The sequence below is a fragment of the Massilimicrobiota sp. mt181 genome, from assembly GCF_055420065.1.
In genome coordinates, this window is the sequence record NZ_JBVAYN010000005.1 from 1 (window position 1) to 20,065 (window position 20,065).

Annotated in this window: 22 protein-coding genes and 1 tRNA gene; 2 read left to right on the plus strand and 21 right to left on the minus strand. The window is 31.2% G+C overall.

Features of this window, described 5'->3' with window-relative positions:
* From ACZYT4_RS04280 to ACZYT4_RS04345, 14 genes are all read right to left on the minus strand, one after another.
* Positions 1–1,176, minus strand: a 1,176-nt coding sequence (locus ACZYT4_RS04280) for an acetate/propionate family kinase (protein ID WP_463782725.1), incomplete at its 3' end; no start/stop codon positions are given.
* A 154-nt stretch (positions 1,177–1,330) separates the two neighbouring features.
* The gene (locus ACZYT4_RS04285) at positions 1,331–1,546 is read right to left on the minus strand and encodes an alpha/beta-type small acid-soluble spore protein (RefSeq protein ID WP_463782727.1); all 216 of its coding nucleotides are present in this window, start codon (positions 1,544–1,546) and stop codon (positions 1,331–1,333) included.
* Between the two features lie 80 nt (positions 1,547–1,626).
* Positions 1,627–2,823, minus strand: coding sequence for a tRNA uracil 4-sulfurtransferase ThiI (gene thiI, locus ACZYT4_RS04290; RefSeq protein ID WP_463782729.1), 1,197 nt, complete (start codon positions 2,821–2,823; stop codon positions 1,627–1,629).
* Positions 2,824–2,829: 6 nt separating this feature from the next.
* Positions 2,830–3,969, minus strand: a complete 1,140-nt coding sequence (locus tag ACZYT4_RS04295) for a cysteine desulfurase family protein (RefSeq protein WP_463782732.1) — start codon at positions 3,967–3,969, stop codon at positions 2,830–2,832.
* A gap of 73 nt (positions 3,970–4,042) precedes the next feature.
* The gene (locus ACZYT4_RS04300; RefSeq protein ID WP_463782735.1) at positions 4,043–5,782 is read right to left on the minus strand and encodes a septation ring formation regulator EzrA; all 1,740 of its coding nucleotides are present in this window, start codon (positions 5,780–5,782) and stop codon (positions 4,043–4,045) included.
* A 163-nt stretch (positions 5,783–5,945) separates the two neighbouring features.
* On the minus strand, positions 5,946–6,551 hold the full coding sequence (gene rpsD, locus ACZYT4_RS04305) for a 30S ribosomal protein S4 (RefSeq protein ID WP_463782737.1): 606 nt from the start codon (positions 6,549–6,551) through the stop codon (positions 5,946–5,948).
* Positions 6,552–6,781: 230 nt separating this feature from the next.
* The gene (locus ACZYT4_RS04310; RefSeq protein ID WP_463782738.1) at positions 6,782–7,612 is read right to left on the minus strand and encodes an IS1096 element passenger TnpR family protein; all 831 of its coding nucleotides are present in this window, start codon (positions 7,610–7,612) and stop codon (positions 6,782–6,784) included.
* A gap of 483 nt (positions 7,613–8,095) precedes the next feature.
* On the minus strand, positions 8,096–8,356 hold the full coding sequence (locus ACZYT4_RS04315) for a hypothetical protein (protein WP_463782741.1): 261 nt from the start codon (positions 8,354–8,356) through the stop codon (positions 8,096–8,098).
* Between the two features lie 8 nt (positions 8,357–8,364).
* The gene (locus ACZYT4_RS04320) at positions 8,365–8,568 is read right to left on the minus strand and encodes a hypothetical protein (protein ID WP_463782745.1); all 204 of its coding nucleotides are present in this window, start codon (positions 8,566–8,568) and stop codon (positions 8,365–8,367) included.
* A 53-nt stretch (positions 8,569–8,621) separates the two neighbouring features.
* A complete protein-coding gene (locus ACZYT4_RS04325; RefSeq protein WP_463782746.1) occupies positions 8,622–9,134 on the minus strand; it encodes a hypothetical protein in 513 nt (170 codons plus the stop codon).
* A gap of 1,338 nt (positions 9,135–10,472) precedes the next feature.
* A complete protein-coding gene (locus ACZYT4_RS04330) occupies positions 10,473–10,910 on the minus strand; it encodes a HEPN domain-containing protein (RefSeq protein ID WP_463782748.1) in 438 nt (145 codons plus the stop codon).
* A complete protein-coding gene (locus ACZYT4_RS04335; protein WP_463782750.1) occupies positions 10,900–11,217 on the minus strand; it encodes a nucleotidyltransferase family protein in 318 nt (105 codons plus the stop codon). The genes ACZYT4_RS04330 and ACZYT4_RS04335 overlap by 11 nt, the downstream gene beginning before the upstream one ends.
* A 611-nt stretch (positions 11,218–11,828) precedes the next feature.
* A tRNA-Leu gene (locus ACZYT4_RS04340) sits at positions 11,829–11,913 on the minus strand.
* 43 nt (positions 11,914–11,956) lie between these two features.
* Positions 11,957–12,502: a DNA-3-methyladenine glycosylase I gene (locus tag ACZYT4_RS04345; protein ID WP_463782753.1), complete on the minus strand. Its 546-nt coding sequence runs from the start codon at positions 12,500–12,502 to the stop codon at positions 11,957–11,959.
* An 82-nt stretch (positions 12,503–12,584) separates the two neighbouring features.
* On the opposite strand from ACZYT4_RS04345, the gene ACZYT4_RS04350 reads away from it, so the two are divergent.
* Together ACZYT4_RS04350 and ACZYT4_RS04355 are read left to right on the plus strand one after the other, a co-directional pair.
* Positions 12,585–13,907, plus strand: coding sequence for an RsmB/NOP family class I SAM-dependent RNA methyltransferase (locus tag ACZYT4_RS04350; RefSeq protein ID WP_463782756.1), 1,323 nt, complete (start codon positions 12,585–12,587; stop codon positions 13,905–13,907).
* Positions 13,904–14,347 (plus strand): HD domain-containing protein, encoded by a 444-nt coding sequence (locus ACZYT4_RS04355; protein WP_463782759.1) that lies wholly within the window; start codon positions 13,904–13,906, stop codon positions 14,345–14,347. Before ACZYT4_RS04350 ends, ACZYT4_RS04355 begins: the two co-directional genes overlap by 4 nt.
* Positions 14,348–14,362: 15 nt before the next feature.
* Here the strand turns inward: ACZYT4_RS04355 and trxA are convergent, their stop codons facing one another.
* From trxA to ACZYT4_RS04390, 7 genes are all read right to left on the minus strand, one after another.
* Positions 14,363–14,668 carry a thioredoxin gene (gene trxA, locus ACZYT4_RS04360; RefSeq protein WP_463782761.1) on the minus strand — a complete coding sequence of 102 codons (306 nt, stop codon included), beginning with the start codon at positions 14,666–14,668 and terminating at the stop codon, positions 14,363–14,365.
* A gap of 115 nt (positions 14,669–14,783) precedes the next feature.
* Positions 14,784–16,637 carry an ABC transporter ATP-binding protein gene (locus tag ACZYT4_RS04365; protein ID WP_463782764.1) on the minus strand — a complete coding sequence of 618 codons (1,854 nt, stop codon included), beginning with the start codon at positions 16,635–16,637 and terminating at the stop codon, positions 14,784–14,786.
* Between the two features lies 1 nt (position 16,638).
* Positions 16,639–18,372 carry an ABC transporter ATP-binding protein gene (locus ACZYT4_RS04370; protein ID WP_463782767.1) on the minus strand — a complete coding sequence of 578 codons (1,734 nt, stop codon included), beginning with the start codon at positions 18,370–18,372 and terminating at the stop codon, positions 16,639–16,641.
* 47 nt (positions 18,373–18,419) lie between these two features.
* Positions 18,420–18,863, minus strand: a complete 444-nt coding sequence (locus ACZYT4_RS04375) for a MarR family winged helix-turn-helix transcriptional regulator (protein WP_463782769.1) — start codon at positions 18,861–18,863, stop codon at positions 18,420–18,422.
* 141 nt (positions 18,864–19,004) lie between these two features.
* The gene (locus ACZYT4_RS04380) at positions 19,005–19,316 is read right to left on the minus strand and encodes an RnfABCDGE type electron transport complex subunit B (protein ID WP_463782772.1); all 312 of its coding nucleotides are present in this window, start codon (positions 19,314–19,316) and stop codon (positions 19,005–19,007) included.
* Positions 19,306–19,491: a hypothetical protein gene (locus ACZYT4_RS04385; RefSeq protein ID WP_463782774.1), complete on the minus strand. Its 186-nt coding sequence runs from the start codon at positions 19,489–19,491 to the stop codon at positions 19,306–19,308. The genes ACZYT4_RS04380 and ACZYT4_RS04385 overlap by 11 nt, the downstream gene beginning before the upstream one ends.
* Positions 19,491–20,063 (minus strand): electron transport complex protein RnfA, encoded by a 573-nt coding sequence (locus ACZYT4_RS04390; RefSeq protein WP_463782777.1) that lies wholly within the window; start codon positions 20,061–20,063, stop codon positions 19,491–19,493. The genes ACZYT4_RS04385 and ACZYT4_RS04390 overlap by 1 nt, the downstream gene beginning before the upstream one ends.
* Positions 20,064–20,065: the final 2 nt, after the last annotated feature.

Below are 20,065 nucleotides of genomic sequence, written 5' to 3' on the forward strand. Positions count from 1 at the left end.
AGTATCTCTGGCAATCATGACTTCTTCATTTGTAGGAATAACCATGACTTTAATTTGTGAAAATTGGTGTGAAATGACTCTGTTTTCATCACTTCTCACAGCATTTAATTTTTCATCCAAGAAAACACCAAATGCTCTTGAAACATCATCAATAATCAGACGTCTTAAATAAGCTGCATTTTCACCAACTCCAGCTGTAAACGCAATGGCATCACATCCACCTAATTCTGCATAATAAGCACCAATGTATTTAGAAACAATTCTTGCATATAATAAACTTGTTAATAAAGCTCTATCATCGCCTTCTTTAAACAAAGCATTTTCAATATCACGTGAATCAGAAGAAATACCTGAAATACCAAGCATACCTGATTTTTTATTATAAATTTCCAAAACTTCATCAGGGGTTTTATTCAGTTTTTTACATAAATAAGGCATAATTGATGGATCAACGTCGCCACATCTTGTTCCCATCATGACTCCAGCAAGAGGTGTAAATCCCATAGATGTATCAATACATTTACCATTTAAAACAGCTGAAACACTGGCACCATTTCCCAAATGACATACGATAATACGTGATTCTTTAGGATTCCCTAACATTTCATTAACCTGTTCAGAAACATATTTATGACTTGTTCCATGAGCACCATAACGTCTTACTTTGAAATCAGTATAATATTCTAATGGAAGTGGATATAAATATCTTTCTTTATCTAAAGTCTGATGGAAAGCTGTATCAAATGTGAATACATGTTTGACATCAGGTAAAACAGCTTGAAAAGCACGATAACCAATTAAGTGTGCTGGATTATGTAAAGGTGCTAATTCGCAAAGTTCTTCCACCTTAGCCACAACATCATCATCAACAATGGCGCTATCACTGAAATATTCACCACCATGAACAATACGATGTCCAACAGCATCAATTTCTTTTAATTCTTTAACAACTCCTTCATCAACTAATGCTTTTAATAACATTTCTACCGCAACCTGATGATCAGGAATTGGACATGTTGTTGTTTTCTTTTCTCCATTATATTTAATCGTAAAAATACCATCATCCATTCCAATTCTTTCTACAATCCCAGATGTAATGACTGTTTCATCAGGCATTTCGAATAATTGAAATTTTAATGATGAACTTCCTGCGTTTACCGCCATAATTTTTGTCATATTTTTCATTCCTCCTACAATACATAACATATATTTATTTTACATAAATTAAGTCATAAACACAACAAAAATATGAAAGCGAATACACATTTTCTTCAACGACAAAAAAACCCTACTCATAAATTTCATTATGACTAGGATTTTTTATTATAGCTTAACGATTTTGAGATTGTCTACCTGCCATTTGGTTTTGTCCCATTTCAACTAATCTCTTAGTGATTTCACCACCAACAGATCCGTTTGCACGAGATGTTGCATCAGGTCCAAGATTGACACCAAATTCATTAGCGATTTCGTATTTCATCTGATCAATTGCATTTTGAGCACCAGGAACAACTAATCTATTCTTGCTTGAATTTTTTGAGTTCATTGCTTTCACCTCCTGACACAATTAGTTTGTGTCAGGGTGACAAAATTATTCATTTATTTTCATTTTTTTATTATTTTTCATTAAAATAAATCATCTACTTCTTTATAATGGTCATCAATCACTATTGTTTCACATTGTTCAACACAATCATTAACCATTTTTGAATAATCCCATGTTTCTTCTAAAGCTTCTGCTTTATAACTTTTTGGTTTTGTAGCTGGCTGTTTTGGTGTAAAAATCGTACAGCAATCTTCATGAGGACGAATAGAAATATCATAAGTTCCAATTTTTTGAGCAATATCAATAATTTCCAGTTTATCCATACAAGCTACTGGTCTAATGACAGGCATACGAATAACTTCATTGATTACTGACATACTTTCTAATGTTTGTGAAGCCACCTGACCAATACTTTCTCCATTCACTAAAGCCAAACAGTGATTCTTTTGCGCAATTCCTTCTGCAATTCTATACATCATTCTTCGCATAATTGTCATTGCATAGCTTTCATCACAATGATCATATACGGCTAACTGCAAATCAGTAAAAGGGATAATATGTACTGTAATTTTTCCATGCGTATAATGTCTTAAGACATCAACCAAATCTAATACTTTTTCTCTAGCCAATTCATTTGTATAAGGAGGTGAAGCATAGTGAATACATTCAATATCTACACCTCGTTTTAATGTTAAATATCCGGCAACTGGAGAATCAATCCCTCCAGATAACATCAACAAGGCTTTTCCCCCAATGCCAACAGGATATCCACCAGCACCTTTGATTGTATTATCCATCACATAAGTACATTCTTTTCTTAATTCTACCTGTACTAAGATTTCAGGATGATGAACATCAACCTTTAATTCTTTTGATGTATGATGAAAAATATATCCAGCAATGGCCGTATTAATATCATGTGAATGAAGAGGAAAATCTTTATCATTACGTTTTGTCTGAATCTTAAAAGTGTGTCCTTCATTTGTTTCGACAACATGGAGACAGACTTCTTTGATTTTTTCTAAATCACTTTCCACTTTATAACAGAGTGAAAAAGAATGAATCCCAAAGACTGTCTGTAATTTTTGACAAACAGCCTCTGGATTTTCTCCATTTAATAAAATATATAAACGATCAAAAGACATTTCGTATCTTAAATGAGAAAATTCTTTTAATATTTCTTTTGTATTTTGTGTTAATTTTCTAATAAATAATTTTCTGTTTTTTCCTTTGGTTGTCAATTCTCCGAATCTGACTAAAATATGATTACATTCCATTGATAATTACCTCTGTTTCTTAATTGTTTGTAAAACCTGTTTTAAATAAAATAAAAATTCATCAATTTCATCTTTTGTCGTATGATGAGAAAAGCTAATACGGATAGCACTTTTGGCAATGTTTTCATCAATCCCCATAGCCTGCAATGTTCTAGAAATATCATTTTTATGCGATGAACAAGTGCTTTTTGTAGAGACATAGCATTCATTCATTTCTAAAGCATGCAAAAGAACTTCTGGTTTATATCCTACACATGAAAAATTCAAGATATAAGGAGAAACGTGTTGTGCTGGTGTATTGATCACAACATCTGTCATCTGAGACAACTGTTCTCTCACATATTGATTTAATGAAGTGACATAGCGATATTTCTGATCTAGATTTTCTAATGCTAATCGAAGTGTTTTGGCAAACATTGTATGCGTTGCTGTGTTTGATGTTCCACCACGTAACTGATGTTCCTGTTGTCCACCATTGATGAGTGGTATGATTGAAGTTGATGATTTTTTATATAACACACCACTTCCCTTTAATCCATAAATCTTATGTGCTGAAAAACTTGCTAAATCAACATGTGATAAGTCAACAGGAATCTTCCCTAGTGCCTGAACCATATCCACATGTAATTTCACTTTTGGATTTGTTCTTTGAATGATCTGATAAACTTCTTCAATAGGAAAAACCATTCCCACTTCATTATTAACATACATAAGTGTTATGAAAATGGTATCTGGTCTAATTGTTTTTTCTAATTGTTGAAGATCAAGCTGACCATTTTCATCCACTGAAATAAAATCTACGTCAAAACCAAAAACATCTCTTAATTGTACACATGATTGATAAACACTTGAATGTTCAACAGCTGTTGTAATAATATGTTTCCCTCTGTTTTGATATTGAAAAGCACACCCTTTAATCGCTGTGCTATTAGATTCACTGGCACCACTTGTAAAAATAATCTCTTCTGGTAAAACATGTAATAATTGAGCTGTTAATTCTCTTGATTTTTCCATCAAAGCACTTGTTTTTAGCCCTAAAGAATATAATGAATCCGCGTTCGCAAAATAATCATTTAAAAGAGATTGATACATACGATTAACTTCCTGATTTAATGGTGTTGTTGATACATAATCTAAATAAATCATATCTTTCCTCCACAATTCATTATATGTATATATAACATTTTTATTAAGAAAAAGCCACTAAAAAAGTCCAAAATTAGGACTTTCCACTCGTTTTTTGAATTAAATTTTCATATGAACCTGGTTGAATTTTTTCAATAATATCAACAGCTGTTGATAAAGCTTTTGTATATTCACCATTTCTAAATAAAACTTCTGCCTTCGTTAATTCTGTATTCACTTCTAAAAAACTAGAACGATAACGATTACCAAAGACAATAGCTTCTTCAACCATTTCAGCAGTGACAATCAAATTATGGACATTATCATATAACTTATATATGACATCTCTTGCGCCATCCACGCGTTTAGATAATTCTGTCAACTCTACAGGTCTATGCATACGATAAGACTGAATTTGAGCAGCTTTATCATATGAATCCTGAATATAATCTTTATAAGATTCATTAATCATAGGCAAATGCTTATTCTTGATTTCTGATTTAATTTCTAATAAGACAATATTAATATTCTCAAGTTCATCAATAGCACGTTGTTCCTGTAAATACAAATGATCACGGAAAGCAAAAAATGAATTTAAATCATCCTGATGCATAAGAGCTGCTTTTTTAAGATTTTCCGCTTTATCAATCATTTGTAAATATGAGAAGTTTCCAGCCTTCATTTCTTCTTCTAAATCATATGATTCTCTTAATATCTGATCAAAATCTTTATACTTCTCTTCAATATCTACATAATCCTCATTAATCAAATAAAGATTTTCAATACGATTTTGATCAATTAAAGCCTGCTTATATTGATCATAGATTTGTGTAATTGTTGTATAGGCATCATCCCATTTTGTTTTAAAATCTGTATATGATTGTTTTTCTACTTCTAAATCCTTAATCAAAGCATCAATATCATCAACCAATGTTTTTAAAGTATCCGCAACATTTTCTAACTGAAGATGTTGAATATGCTGCGTTGTTTCCTGTAAAACATCTTTGATATTTTGATATCGTGAAGAGACATTCAACTGTTCTAAAGAGAAGTCCCCATTTGACATTTCCTGAATCAAAGTGTCTAAAAGTTGACACTTTTTAGGGATATATTGTCTCACAATGGCAATATAATCAGGTAATTCCTCTAATCGTCCATTCAGCCAATCTACTTTCTTTTCAATATCCTGAGTCAATTTTTTGGCATCTTCAAACTGCTGATTATTCATCATACCTTCAAGTTTAACAAATGCATCATCAAGATTATCAAAAATATTAACTATTCCCTTCACAAAATCTTCAATTTTAAAACGTACTGTTTCATAACGATCAATTAATTGACGATATTTTTCTTTCACACGAATAATTTCAATTCTTTGAACATTTTCTATTTCTGTAATCTCTTCAATTTTTTCTAATAATGCCTGAGAATCTTTTTCATATATTTCTAACATATCTTCAAGCATTTTCATTTTTGAAGAAATCTTTCTTAATTTCCCATAAAACAGCTGTTCATCCACTTCATTAACCAAAACAGCTAATTCATTTTTCTGATAATCAGAAATACGTTCAAATTCCTGTGCATATTCTTCATATTTTTCTGCAACTTCAGGCATATTTTTAGATATACTGTGAACTCTCCCTAAACGATATTGAAGTGGTAATGATTTCACACCATTCATACGATTTTCAACATCAACAATTAATTTTCTATATTTTCTTAATCTCATCCCTCTTAAAAATAAAAGTAGTACAATGACGACAACAATACCAATAACGATAAAGATGAGATTTTGTATACCAATCTGTTCAATAAACCCCATTATTTCATTCATATCAAAAAAGTCCTTTCTTTCCTTATCCTCTATTTTATCATAAATAGAAAGGTATTTCATCATCTTTTTCCAAATTCCCACACTTGAAACCTTATGCAAAAAACAATAAAAGGTATTCAATAACTGTAATCCAGCTATCAAATACCTTAATTGATACCGTATTTTATCCTTTACGGTTATAGTATTCTACGATAAGTGATTCATTGATTTCTTGATTTAATTCTGATCTTTCAGGTAATCTGATTAATTTTCCTTCCATTTTATCAGCATCAACTTCAACAAATCCTGGTACATGAGTTTGAGATGCTAAAGCATTTTTAATAATTTCTAATGAACGAGAACGTTCTTTAACAGAAACAACATCTCCAACTTTAACTTGACAAGAAGCAATATCAGTTTTCACACCATTTAATAAGATATGTCCATGGTTAACTAATTGTCTTGCTTGTCTTCTTGTTGTTGCAAAACCTAATCTATAAACAACATTATCTAATCTTGATTCTAGTAAACAGAAGAAATTGTAACCAGTAACTCCTTCCATTTTTCCAGCTCTTTTGAATGTGTTATGGAATTGTTTTTCATTCACTCCATACATATGTCTTACTTTTTGTTTTTCAGCTAATTGTAATCCATATTCAGTTAATTTTTTTCTTTTTTGACCATGTTGACCAGGTGCATATGGTCTTCTTGATAATTCTCTACCAGTTTCTAATGTAGAAAAACCTAAACGTCTAGATTTTTTCCATTGTGGTCCAGTATAACGTGACATTTTCTTTCCTCCTATTGTTTTATTTGGCATAAAACAATAACATCATAGATCAGTTAGGTTGTGTTTGCACTAAGTATTTCTCTTTGCAGCAAGATACTTTACATCCCTATGTCACAAACGCATGGGCTAACACTCTATGTGCTGCTATCATTTATTGCACTAGTACATTATAGCAATTTCTTTGATATTGTCAAATGTTTTTCTATTTATTTTATAAAATAGTCATTCTTTCAATATGATTCATCAAAATTCTCATAAACATTTTGTAGAAAGTCATACTCCTCAAATAAAAGCTCATTGACAGTATCCTTATCAAATTCATCAAAGATAAAATCATCTTCGTCTAAACCGATATCATCGATTGCTTCAATAAAAGCCTCGTGATCATGATAATATAAATCAAGCATTTGATGCTCATCTTCCCAGATTCCATAACCTTCACCTGAAGTAATATAGACATCCTCTTTGCTTTGTATATCTTGATGTGATTCAATATCTAAAATCTCTATATCAAAATAATAATCATCACCAAAATCATACCATAAAGTTAATTGACTTCCTTTTTGTAAATCAAGATTTGTCAAAGTCATATCTGCCGCATAGCCATCGATCATTTCTTCTTCACATCTATCACAACCAAATTTACCCTGGTTCGTGACAAAAGTAAATAAATGATGTCCTTCAGCTCGAAAAGCAGCCAAAATATAATAAGCCAAATCAGCCAAAGTCATTCCACAAGGCACATTCATACGACGGTAAATGTATTCTTCTAATCCTCTCACTGATATATGTACAGTCATACTCTTTTTCATATCTGGAATATATTGAATCATATGTTCTAAATTATCATTCAACAGTCCTTCAAATAATTCATCATGAAAATCTACCTGATTCAAACACATTGTTAATGATAACATAATACCTTTTTTTATAAAATCCTCTGTATCGTTATGTGCAACTTTCTCTAACTTATGTATTGTTGCTTCTAATTCCATAGAATGTTCTGACATCATATCTTCATATATACCATCAACACATTCTAAAACATGTTCTATCAACATTTTTCTACACCTCCTATCCTCATTTTACAATATCTACATAAAAATCATAGAAAATTGTTATTTTAAATCATTATTTTTCGATTTTTTTGTTCTTTTTTATATTTTATTCTGTCAATAATCATCATTATCTCTCTAATAATGTCGAAATTTCATGAAAACAACATGAAATATTTTTTTGTTATCATTTTATGTTCATACACTTTCCATATTTATTACTCATATCTTTTCGAAATCAAAATCATTTTTTGAGACAAAAAAATAGTAAATATATAATCACTATCTTTTATGAATGACAAACTTATAAAGCTTGTATCTTTTAAAATGGTGTCACTACTATGTGATAACTCGAACCGCTAAATATCATGATCAAAGATTTTCTTTCTAGATAATGCGAACAAAATTACAAAAGCTGTTTCAATGAACGATAATCACTATTCCTTTTTAATGGAATTAAATTATACAACCTTTTATTACCCTTTACCCCTAACCAAATAAAGAAGGTAGATTCTTCAATCCCACCTTAAAATATAGTATTCTTTTATATATTATTTTTTTCAAAATATACACTCCAACTCCAATCATTCCTGCCAAAAGATATATACCTGTCAATAACAATAAAAGATTAAACTCAATAACTGTATCTCCAAGAATGATCAATATAAAATTAACGAATAATAAATGGATAATCGCAAACAATATAACACTTAAAAAGAACACACATACAATCCATAACAATTTCTTCATTTTTTTGCTCATAACCTCCTTTTAAGAAAAAAAATAACAATGCCTCCCTTTTTACTAGGATAACTTGTATATAGCGTTTCTGCGCTAAAAGTGATGCCAGCTGAAGCACCTTTTGAAATTGAAATTCCAAAACTTGCTGCCACAGCAAAAGACTTGTGACCGTACATATATCGAGTATTAAAATATTTTAATTTTCCACTAACAATACCCATGCTTGTAAAACTACCACTATATAAATACGCATAATATTTATCGCCTTTTACCTTTAAAGGAAAATCCCAGCCATATGATCCATAACTCCTTGATCACCTTTCTTAGTTGCTGATTTGGTCCATGTTTTTACGTTTGTTGCAGATTTCCATTCTTTATATTTCAAAGAAGAACTAACTGTTGTTACTTTTTTAAAATTATGATTGTTATCAGCTTCATAAGTCATAGCAAAACAATCTCTGCCCCATTCTTGTGGTGAACCGTTCCATGTAAAATTCACTGTCGCTTTAACTGTAGATAAACCTGATTTAGAGTCATAGCTCAATTGGTTCTTCTTAACATTAAATTTAACAGTAGTGACAGCTTTTACACTTTTAGCTTCTAAATCATCATATGTTTTAATGGCTTCAATTTGTGAATCTGTATAATTAAATCTATGTAATTCATCTACTGATAATTTTTTTAATTCATATATATTCTTTTTAAAATTTTCGATTCTTTTATTGCTATCTTGTAACTGTTCTGAAGAAGTTGCTGATCTAGTTATAATTATTTTAGATTTTAACATATCATTTTCTGATTTTAAATCAACATACTCATTAATAATATTTGTTTCTTCTGCATTAACAGAAACCTATGACATATATAACGTACCAATTAATAATGTAAATGCAAATGTTAATAATTTTTTCTTATTTTTATATTTTCTTTTCCCTCCATAGATAGCAAATTATCATGAAAATATGAAATTAATGTGGAAAAAAATATGAAATTATTGTGAACGTTTGTTAAATAAAAAAAAAGAAAATCATATTTTCTATTTCAATTGTTAATAGTTTCCCTTTCATAATCTATATTTTCCTTTCCTAATTTTTAAATTCCAATGGTTTTATGATTATTTTCAATTTGGTACAAATTTCTCCTTTTTTTTGATGACCTGTAATAAGAAGAGTTTCTTTCTTATCAGACCCATCAACAAAGAATAACTTAATATTTAAAATCTACTTCATTGCGTACCTCCTAATATGATTATGTAAAGCTGACTCAACGGTAAATTGCTGTTTTTAATTAAGTTCAAGTCAATCTATTTCTTCTTCATTTTCATCTACCATTTTATCCTCATATGTTCTTAGGATTTGAACATAAAGTTCCTTGTCATTTTCTACCACTTTGAACTTTTCAAAAAATTTGGAATTTAATAGATGAAAGTTTTTCTTTTTCCTGGCATTCTTCCATATAGAGATATGTTTCATCTAATGCAATGCTTTGAACAAAAGACATCACCTCAAGCTTAATCCCATATCGAAGCATAGCAGTGCTTTTTTTCAAATCTTTTCCGTATTCCTTTTCAAGAAAAGCCAATTGATTATAGACATTATTCAACATCGCTATTTTAATTGTTTCATCCAGAAATAGTTCAATACTCTGTCCTAATATTTTTTCATAATGCTTTGAAGGTACATGTGTTGGCCGATGTGTTTCAGAATTACATACGTATATGTCATTTCTTCTATCGCTTTACATGTCTTCTTTAAATTCATTTTCTGAAAATCTTCAAATTGTGTCTTCATATATTTCCTCTTAATAGTATCACGGCAAATTGCCATTATTCTAATCTATAATCCTCTTGTTCAGATAAATCCAAGAACTCTTTTGTATTTGAATCATATGTATAAAGAGTAATCATATCTCTATGGGCTTTTCTTAAAATTTCGCGTTCCTGTTCATTATAATTTCCTTTTGCATGGCCGCCCATTTGCTGCTATATTTAGGATCATTAGTATCGAAGCAATGCATGTTCATTTTTCACTTTATTCACCCTTTTCATAAAGTTCATACTAATATTAAGCAAAAAAAGAAAAGACGGCAAATTGCCGTCAATATATTATATCAATACGATTGTGTATCACATTTCCAATCCTTCGTTATTTTCTATATCATTTTCCATATGATGATTTATCATCCTATCTATAATATCCAAATATGATTTTGTTTCCGTTAATGAACGCTCTATTTTTCTTTTTTCAAGTCTATAATTCAGAATATAACGTGTTCGAGCTTCCCACAATGAAAACATCTCACTATGATCATCAATATACTCATTAAGATACAGATCAACATTATTGATATTTGCCAATCTTATCAACTGGTCAATATCGTGGGTTTTTGGGTAGTTGACTCCATTCATTTCAAGCATATACTTGATGGATAGTTCCAGTGCCTGCTGGATATGATACCCAACATAATTAAGATAAGCTTCATCATTTATGGCAATGGTTGAGTAAATACTTTCTGCAACCTTCAAATTCTGTTTTGCCTTATCAAAAAGAGTTTCATTGTTCATATATAACCACTCCTTTCTTTTGTATTTCTTTCTTAAGACGTTCATCAGCAGTGAAATTAGTCCATAAGTCAAATACAAAATCAAAATACCTATTGATTACCTTTTTATCCTTCTTCAATTCTACATATAGGTCAATGTCAGAATCATTATGACAGTTTGAAGTAATGCTTGAACCAAATAATGTTATAGACTTTATATTATCATCCTGTTTTAGATAATCAAGCATTTCTTTTACTTTCCTTTGTTGTGTTGGATATACTTTCTCGCAGAATGGAAATGGATTTTGAATACAAATTTTATATTTCAACTTAGATCACCACCTTATATTATAAGTATACCATATATGAAGAAATATTTTCCAGTAAATTAATGACAGCAAATTGCCGTCCTAATCTAGTCAATATTCATCTAATTGTTCTTCCTGTACATCATCGTTCATCAAATCAACTGATGGAATATTTACTAGAATCCTGTCAAATCCAGACCTATCTAGAACAAATTCACTTATTTTTTCTGCATCCATTATCGCTTTGAATAATATTTGTGGATTTCCTTCAACAACCTGTATCCAATCCTAAATATATGCCTTGTGTCTATTAACATTATACGATGTTATATAAGCGGATGCTATTTCTGCACGTAGTTCCTCATTCGCATATTCAACGCTTCCTTTTTTGACCTTCAAGATTTCTGTTCGTACGTTCGAAAGAATCGCTACACCACTTCCTTCACCCATGACATCACTGTCAATAGATTGTGGTTCACTACACTTGACGATAAATACCTGTGGTTGAATTATCTCCAACTGAATTCATGCCATGATCGACACAAAAAAATATACCGAACAAAATTCTATATTTGTTCGGTATATTCATGTTTTGAAAAATATTTTTAAAATAAGTCCATGTTAAACTAAATTGGTGCCTGAGGTCGGACTCGAACCGACATGACATAGGTCGCAGCATTTTGAGTGCTGTGCGTATACCAGTTTCGCCACTCAGGCAAATCAAATTGCTTATTTATTATATTATAGTTCTCTATAAAAATCAATAAAAATCGCAATTAATTTCATGATCGTTGTAAATTCCTATAGCTTGCAGATAACTATAGATAATTGTTGGACCAACAAATCGAAAACCATGCTTCTTTAAATCCTTAGATATTCTTGTTGATAACTCATCATAAGAAGGAATATCACTTGATGAATGATAATGGTGCTGAATTGGTTGAAAAACAACATATGACCAAATAAAAGAATCAAAACTTCCAAATTGTTTTTGAATATTTAAAAATGCTTGAGCATTGGTAATAATAGCTTTCATTTTCAAACGGTTTTTAATCAGTCCATCTGTATTCATGAGCTCATCAAATTTTTTTGAATCATATAAAGCAATGAGATGGTAATCAAAATGATCAAGGGCCTGTTCATAAGCTTTTTCTTTCTTTAAAATGATATCCCAGCTCAAACCTGCCTGTAATCCTTCTAAGATCAACATCTTATATAATTGCGTTTCATCATGTTCAGGAATCCCCCAAACATGGTCATGGTATTCTATTAATCGCTCGTTATAAGCCCATTGACATCTTTTCATAACATCACCTTTTTTTATTCTATCATATTTTTTATTATTTACACACTGTTTTTTCATTTGTATAATGAAGGAGGTGAAAAAAATGAATCAATTATTTAAAGACGAAATGAAAAAATTATTAAAAGATGAATATAACGATTTTATGAATGCTTTAAAAAAGCCACCTATCAAAGCTTTTTACATGAATCCTTTAAAAAAGGATGCTCTTCAATATTTGAATAAAGATTATATACAGCCTCATCCTATTATTAAAGATGGTTATTATTTTGATTATCAGAACTATCCTTTAGGGAAATCTCCGTTTTTTTCTTGTGGACTCTATTATATTCAGGAACCAAGCGCCATGCTTGTCAATCATTTTTTAGATATTAAAGAGGATGATTATATTTTGGATATGTGTGGTGCTCCAGGAGGAAAAAGTTGTGCAGCTGCTAGTCGTTTAGGTCCTCAAGGCTTGATGATAACTAATGATATCAATACATTGCGTGCTAAGATTCTTTCTGAAAACATAGAAAGATTTGGCTTAAAAAATACGATTGTAACCAATAGTGACCCCATACAGTTGATAAATATTCTTCCTGAATTCTTTGATAAAATCATTCTAGATGCACCATGTAGTGGTGAAGGAATGTTTAGAAAAGATGAACAAGCTATTCAAAGCTGGTCTTTACAAAAAATCCAGGAATGTGCTCATATTCAAAGACAACTCATTGATTGTGCAATGAAATTATTAAAACCAGGTGGAATCCTTATGTATTCAACATGCACTTACAATACACAAGAAAATGAAGATCAAGTTCGTTATATACTGAATCATTATGATTGCAGATTAATTCCTTTAAAAAGAAGTCATGGTATGGCAAATGGCATTCAGCTTGATGGAGTGATACGTCTTTATCCTCATCGTTATCAAGGCGAAGGGCAATTTATTGCCTGCATTCAAAAAAATGGTCAGCCTTCTTTTCAAAAATACAAGCCAATGAAAGCTCAAATAGCTAAATCCAATCAGAAATTAGTGAATGATTTCTATCATACCTATTTAAACATTCCAGCCCCAGATTATCTTTATGATAATCATAATCATATTTATGCACTCATGCCACAATTTCCAGAACTGAAAGGTATGCGCGTCTTAAGAAATGGACTTTATTTAGGTGAATGCAAAAAAAATAGATTTGAACCTAGCCTTGCTTTAGCATTGACCCTCAAACAAAATGAAGTCAAACAGTTTTATCGTTTTCATGAAAATGATTTAGCTATTTCTAAATATTTACATGGCGAAGCCATTGAAGGAACAAATCAAAAAGGATATGGTATTATTTTTGTGGAAGATTATCCACTGTCATTTTATAAAGAAAGTCAGGGTATGGCGAAGAATTTATATCCAAAGGGGTTAAGAAGATGAATCGTTATGAAATCTTAAAGGAATACTTTTTGACACATATTGAAGAAAATTGCCACGGTTCTTACAAACAAAGAGCTTTGTTGCATAGCATACAGGTAAGTACTCTTTGTCAAAGTATTGCACTGCAAAAACATCTGAATATTAAACTGGCTGGCATTATCGGTTTATACCATGATTATATCCAATTCATTCATCATTCTTCTTTTCAACATGGACCTAGATGTAGTGAATGGATCATCTCCCTTTTAGATGATTTTTCTACTGAAGAAAAAAATATCATCCAACAGGCTATTGCTGTTCATAGTGAAAAAGATAAAGTTCATGATGAATATAGCGAAATTTTAAAAGATGCTGATGTTTTGGCACAATATCTAAACGAACCTGATATTGTTTTCAAAGATACAAGTATGAATAGAATAAAAAAATATCTCCCAGAATAAATCGGGAGATATTTTTTATAACATTGCTTCTAATGCTTCATAAGGAATAAAACCTAATTGACGATTAACAGCCTGTCCATTTTTAAAAGTAATTAATGTTGGGATAGATTGAACACCAAATTGCATAGCCAAAGAAGGTTCCTGATCGACATCAACCTTAACAACCTTAATTTCAGGATGTTCCTGTGCCAATTTATCAATACTAGGAGCCAACATTTTGCATGGTCCACACCAATTTGCAAAAAAATCTACAAAAACAACATCATTTTGAGCAATAACATTTTCAAATTCTTGACTATTTACATGTAATACTTCTGCCATATGCAGCACCTCCTTTATCATATTATAGCTTTTTCTTCTATTGATATACTGAAGTTTATCATAGTCTTTGACTTTTGACAACTGATGTGCTTAAAAAGAAAAAGGTCCAAAGACCTTAATCCATTTCAATAGCACCAGTATACAATTGATAATATTTTCCTTTTTGTTTCATTAATGTTTCATGGTTACCTCTTTCAATGATATGACCATGTTCAAGAACCATAATACAATCACTGTTTTTAATTGTTGATAATCTATGTGCAATGACTAATGTTGTTCTTCCTTCCATTAATCCATCCATACCTTTTTGAACAAGTGTTTCTGTTCTTGTATCAATTGATGAAGTAGCTTCATCTAAGATTAATGCTGGAGGATTTGCAACAGCAGCACGCGCAATGGCAATCAACTGACGTTGTCCTTGTGATAAATTCGCTCCATCACCAGTTAACATTGTCTGATATCCATCAGGTAAATGTTTAATGAAAGCATCGGCGTTGGCTAATTTTGCTGCTTCGATACATTCCTCATCAGTTGCATCCAAGCGACCATAACGAATATTATCCATAACAGTTCCTGTAAATAAATGTGTATCCTGTAAAACAACACCTAATGAACGACGTAAATCATCTTTTTTGATTAACTTGATATCAATACCATCATAAGTAATTGTCCCACTTTGAATATCATAGAAACGATTAATCAAGTTAGTAATTGTTGTTTTCCCTGCACCAGTTGCTCCAACGAAAGCAATCTTTTCACCAGGGTTCGCAAAAACATTAATATCATGTAAAACCATATGATCATCGAAATAACCAAAGTTGACATTTTCTAATTTTAAGTCACCCTTCATTTCAACCAATTCAACTTCACCATTTGCTCTTGGGTGACGCCATGCCCAATGTCCTGTACGTTTATCAGTTTCCACCATTTTTCCATCAACGAATTCTACACGACATAATGTCACAATACCATCGTCTACTTCTTTTTCCTGATCCAATAATTCAAAAATACGTTTTGCACCAGCTTGTGCCATAGCGATAGAATTGATTTGCATAGAAACCTGTCCAATTGGGTTGTTAAAGCTTCTATTCAATGTCATAAATGCAACAAGTGTACCAATTGTTAATGAAGAATCAAAACCAGATAATGCTAACACAGCACCAATCACAGCACATAAAATATATGACATATTTCCTACCTGGATAGTGACTGGCATTAAAACATTGGCAAATTTATTGGCCTGATATGAACTTTGACGTAATTCTTCGTTAATATTTCTAAAACCTTCAATCGCTTTTTCTTCATGATTGAAAACTTTAACGACTTTTTGTCCAGAAATCATTTCTTCAATATATCCATTGACTTTACCTAATGTTTCTTGTTGTCTAATGAAATATTTTGATGAACGACTTCCTATAGAACGAGAAATAAACAAAATAATGCAAACCATAACAACACACACAATTGTTAAAGTGACATTTAATAATAACATTGAGATGAATACAGTTAAAATGGTAATCGCACTTGAAGTAAACTGTGGGATAGATTGACTAATTAACTGTCTTAAAGTATCAATATCGTTTGTATAAACAGACATGATATCCCCATGAGTTGTTCTATCAAAATAACGAATTGGTAATGATTCCATATGTTCAAACATTTCTACACGTAAATCACGTAAGAAACCTTGTGTAACAGTAACCATAATACGGTTATAGGCATAAGCAAAAACAATCCCTGCCAAAAAGAAACAAGCCATAACAGAAAGAGCAGAAAACAATCCAGAAAAATCAGGTGATGGTTGTCCAATTAAAGGCATAATATAATCATCAATTAAGCTTTGTTGAAACACCTGTCCCTGCACACTACAAATGGCCTGCCCAACAATACAAATTAAAACAATCACGATAGCCAAACCATAACGTTTAAAGACTTTCTTTAAAAGACGTATTAAAACATGTTGTTTCATATTATGCTTCCTCCTTTCCTTTTGTCTGTGTTTCATAAATTGTACGATAAATTTCACTTGTTTTTAATAGATTTTCATGTGTATCAAAATCATCAATAACACCATCATTCAAGACAATAATACGATCTGCATTTTGCACACTTGATACACGTTGTGAAATAATAATTTTTGTTGTATCTGGAATACGTTCTTCAAATGATTTTTGAATACTTGCATCTGTAGCTGTATCAACAGCACTTGTTGAGTCATCCAAAATTAATATTTTTGGTTTCTTTAGTAATGCTCTGGCAATACATAAACGCTGTTTTTGTCCCCCAGAAACGTTTGTACCACCTTGTTCAATATAAGTGTTATATTTATCAGGAAAATCTTGAATAAAGTCATCAGCACAAGCCAAACGACATGCTTCCTGACATTCTTCTAAAGTTGCGTTTTCATTTCCCCATCTTAAATTTTGAAGGATTGTTCCACTGAACAAGACATTGTTTTGTAAAACAACAGCAACTTCATTTCTTAAAACTTCCAAATCATATTTTCTGACATCTTCGCCACCAACAATAACACTTCCTCTATCTACATCATAGAGACGACTAATTAAGCTCACAAGTGTACTCTTAGCGCTACCTGTACCACCGATAATTCCGATTGTTTCACCAGAATGAATATGAATATCAATATCTCTTAAAACTGGTTCACCACTACCATGCTTATATGAGAATGTTACATGATCAAATGTAACAGAACCACTTTTAACTGTCTTAAGAGCATTTTCAGGAGAAACTAAATCAGATTTTTCATTTAAAACTTCAGCAATACGACGTGCAGAAGCAAATGACATTGTAATCATAACAAAAGCCATAGATAACATCATCAATGACATCAGAATATTCATAATATAACTAAATAATGTTGTCAATTCTCCTGTTGTTAAACTTCCTGCTACAACAGTCTTTGCTCCTAACCATGATAACAGTAAAATACATCCATACACAGCTGTCATCATAGCTGGATTGTTTAAAGCTAATACAGATTCAGCCTTAACAAATAAACGATAGATATTTTGTGCCGCTTTTTTAAATTTTTCATTTTCATATTTTTCTCTGACAAATGATTTAACAACACGAATGGCAACAACATTCTCTTGAACACTTTCATTTAAATCATCATATTTAGGAAAAACTTGATTAAAATAACGTGTTGCTGTGACCATAATAAATCCTAAAACAATAATCAAGAATCCCATAGCTCCTACGAAAATCAAACTTAATTCACGATTAATCATAAATGCCATTGTTAAAGCACAAATTAAGTTCATAGGTGCACGAATACACATACGAATAATCATTTGATAAGCCATTTGAACATTTGTCACATCTGTTGTCAAACGTGTGACAAGCCCAGCAGTACTATATTTATCTATATTAGAGAATGAAAATGACTGGATATTTGTATACATTCCATCTCTTAGATTGGCTGCAAATCCTGTTGAAGCTTTAGCAGCATATTTACCAGCTAAAAAACCAGTTGATAAAGTTCCGATTGCAATAATAAACATGATAAATCCATATTTATATACTTCGTTAATGTTTCTAGCTTCAATTCCTAAATCAATAATTCTTGCCATTAATAAAGGAATCAAAATTTCTAAAATAACCTCGACGATAACAAAAAACATTGTTAAAAAAGAATCTTTTTTATACTGTTTAATTTGTTTCATCAATGTTTTAACAACCATCTAACCACTCCTCTTCTATTTATTACGTAACCAATGCAATGTCTTTTTTATTCATCTTTTGATAAATTCTGAATCATCTTATCCGCAATATTTAAGAATTCTTGAATCTCTTCAGGCGACAAACCATCAGTTAGATCATCATGAATGAGCATCATTGTCTGATTAATCCACTCATGAATGTCTAAACTTTTTTGAGTTAAAACAATCTTTTTTAAACGTCCATCATAATCCACCGGAACTCGTTCAATCAATCCCCTTTTATTCATCAGGGTCAGCATTTCAGAAGTTGTTGAACGATTAATAGAAAATTCTTCCTCAATATCCTTTTGAAAAGTATCCTTGTCTTCACTATCTCTTAATTGAACAAAACCAATGATCCAAGTTTGCATCATTGTTGCCCTATCATGTTGGGGTCCCAAATGTTTATCCATTTTCCTTTTCATTAAATTACTTAATGTTTTAATACGATATCCAATAGGATCTCTAAACATTCCACCACCTCCATTGTTCGGTTACGAACCGTATTATAATACACATTTTTATGAATGTAAAGAGATAATGTACATATATAAAAAAGAATGCTTTTTGACTTTGAGACAAAACTCAAAACAAATAAGCATTCTTACTGATTCTTAAATAGAAACCTTCACAGTTTGTCCATCTGGACCAGGTGTTTCATTTAAATAATTGGCAATTTTTTCTCTTGTTTCCTGATTGCTGACAACACAAGCTGAAACCTTGTTAGCTTTTCCTTCAACCAAAGCATTAGCAAAGCCAGAGCAGCCTGGATATCCACAACCACCACAATTGGCACCAGGTAGCATTTCTGTGACATCACCGACACGATTATCTTCTTCTACACGAAGATATTGATTGGCTATACCTAAAACGCATCCTAGTACAGCTCCAATCACCAGCAATGCTAAAATAGCACTAATCTGCATCTTTTACTTCCTCCTTATGATGAGCACTATGATGTGAGCAAGCAATATTATTGCATCCTACACATTCACTCATATCTTCACACCCTTCTGGTTTAGGTGTGTTTTTATTCAATAAATAAGTACCTATAAAGATAGCTATTAAAATAACTAACCAGACAATCGCCCAAATTGACATTATACAAGACCTGCGATTCCGGCAATAGCACATGCCATAATACCAGCAGTAATTAAAGCAATTGGTGTTCCTTTAAAACTTTCAGGAACAGAAGCAATATCCAATCTTTCACGAATTGTCGCAAAAACATAGATAACAATAGTGAATCCAATTGGTACTGCAAGACCAGCTACCATAGCTTCAATCAATGTATATCCAGCACTGATATTATCTAATGCCACTCCTAAAACGGCACAGTTTGTTGTAATCAATGGTAAATAAACACCCATTGATTTATAGATTTCAGGACTTGTTTTCTTTAAGAACATTTCAACGAACTGTACTAAAGAAGCAATAACCAAGATAAATGTAATTAAATCCAAATAAGTAATTTCTAATGGAGTTAAAACATAATAGTATAAGAGATATGTGATAATTGATGCTAAAAAGATAACAAATGTAACAGCATAACCCATATTCAAAGCATTTTTAGGCTTCTTAGAAACACCTAATAATGGACAAATAGCATAAAACTTACTCAATACAACGTTATTAACAAACGTCAATCCCACAAATAAACTTACTAATTCCATAA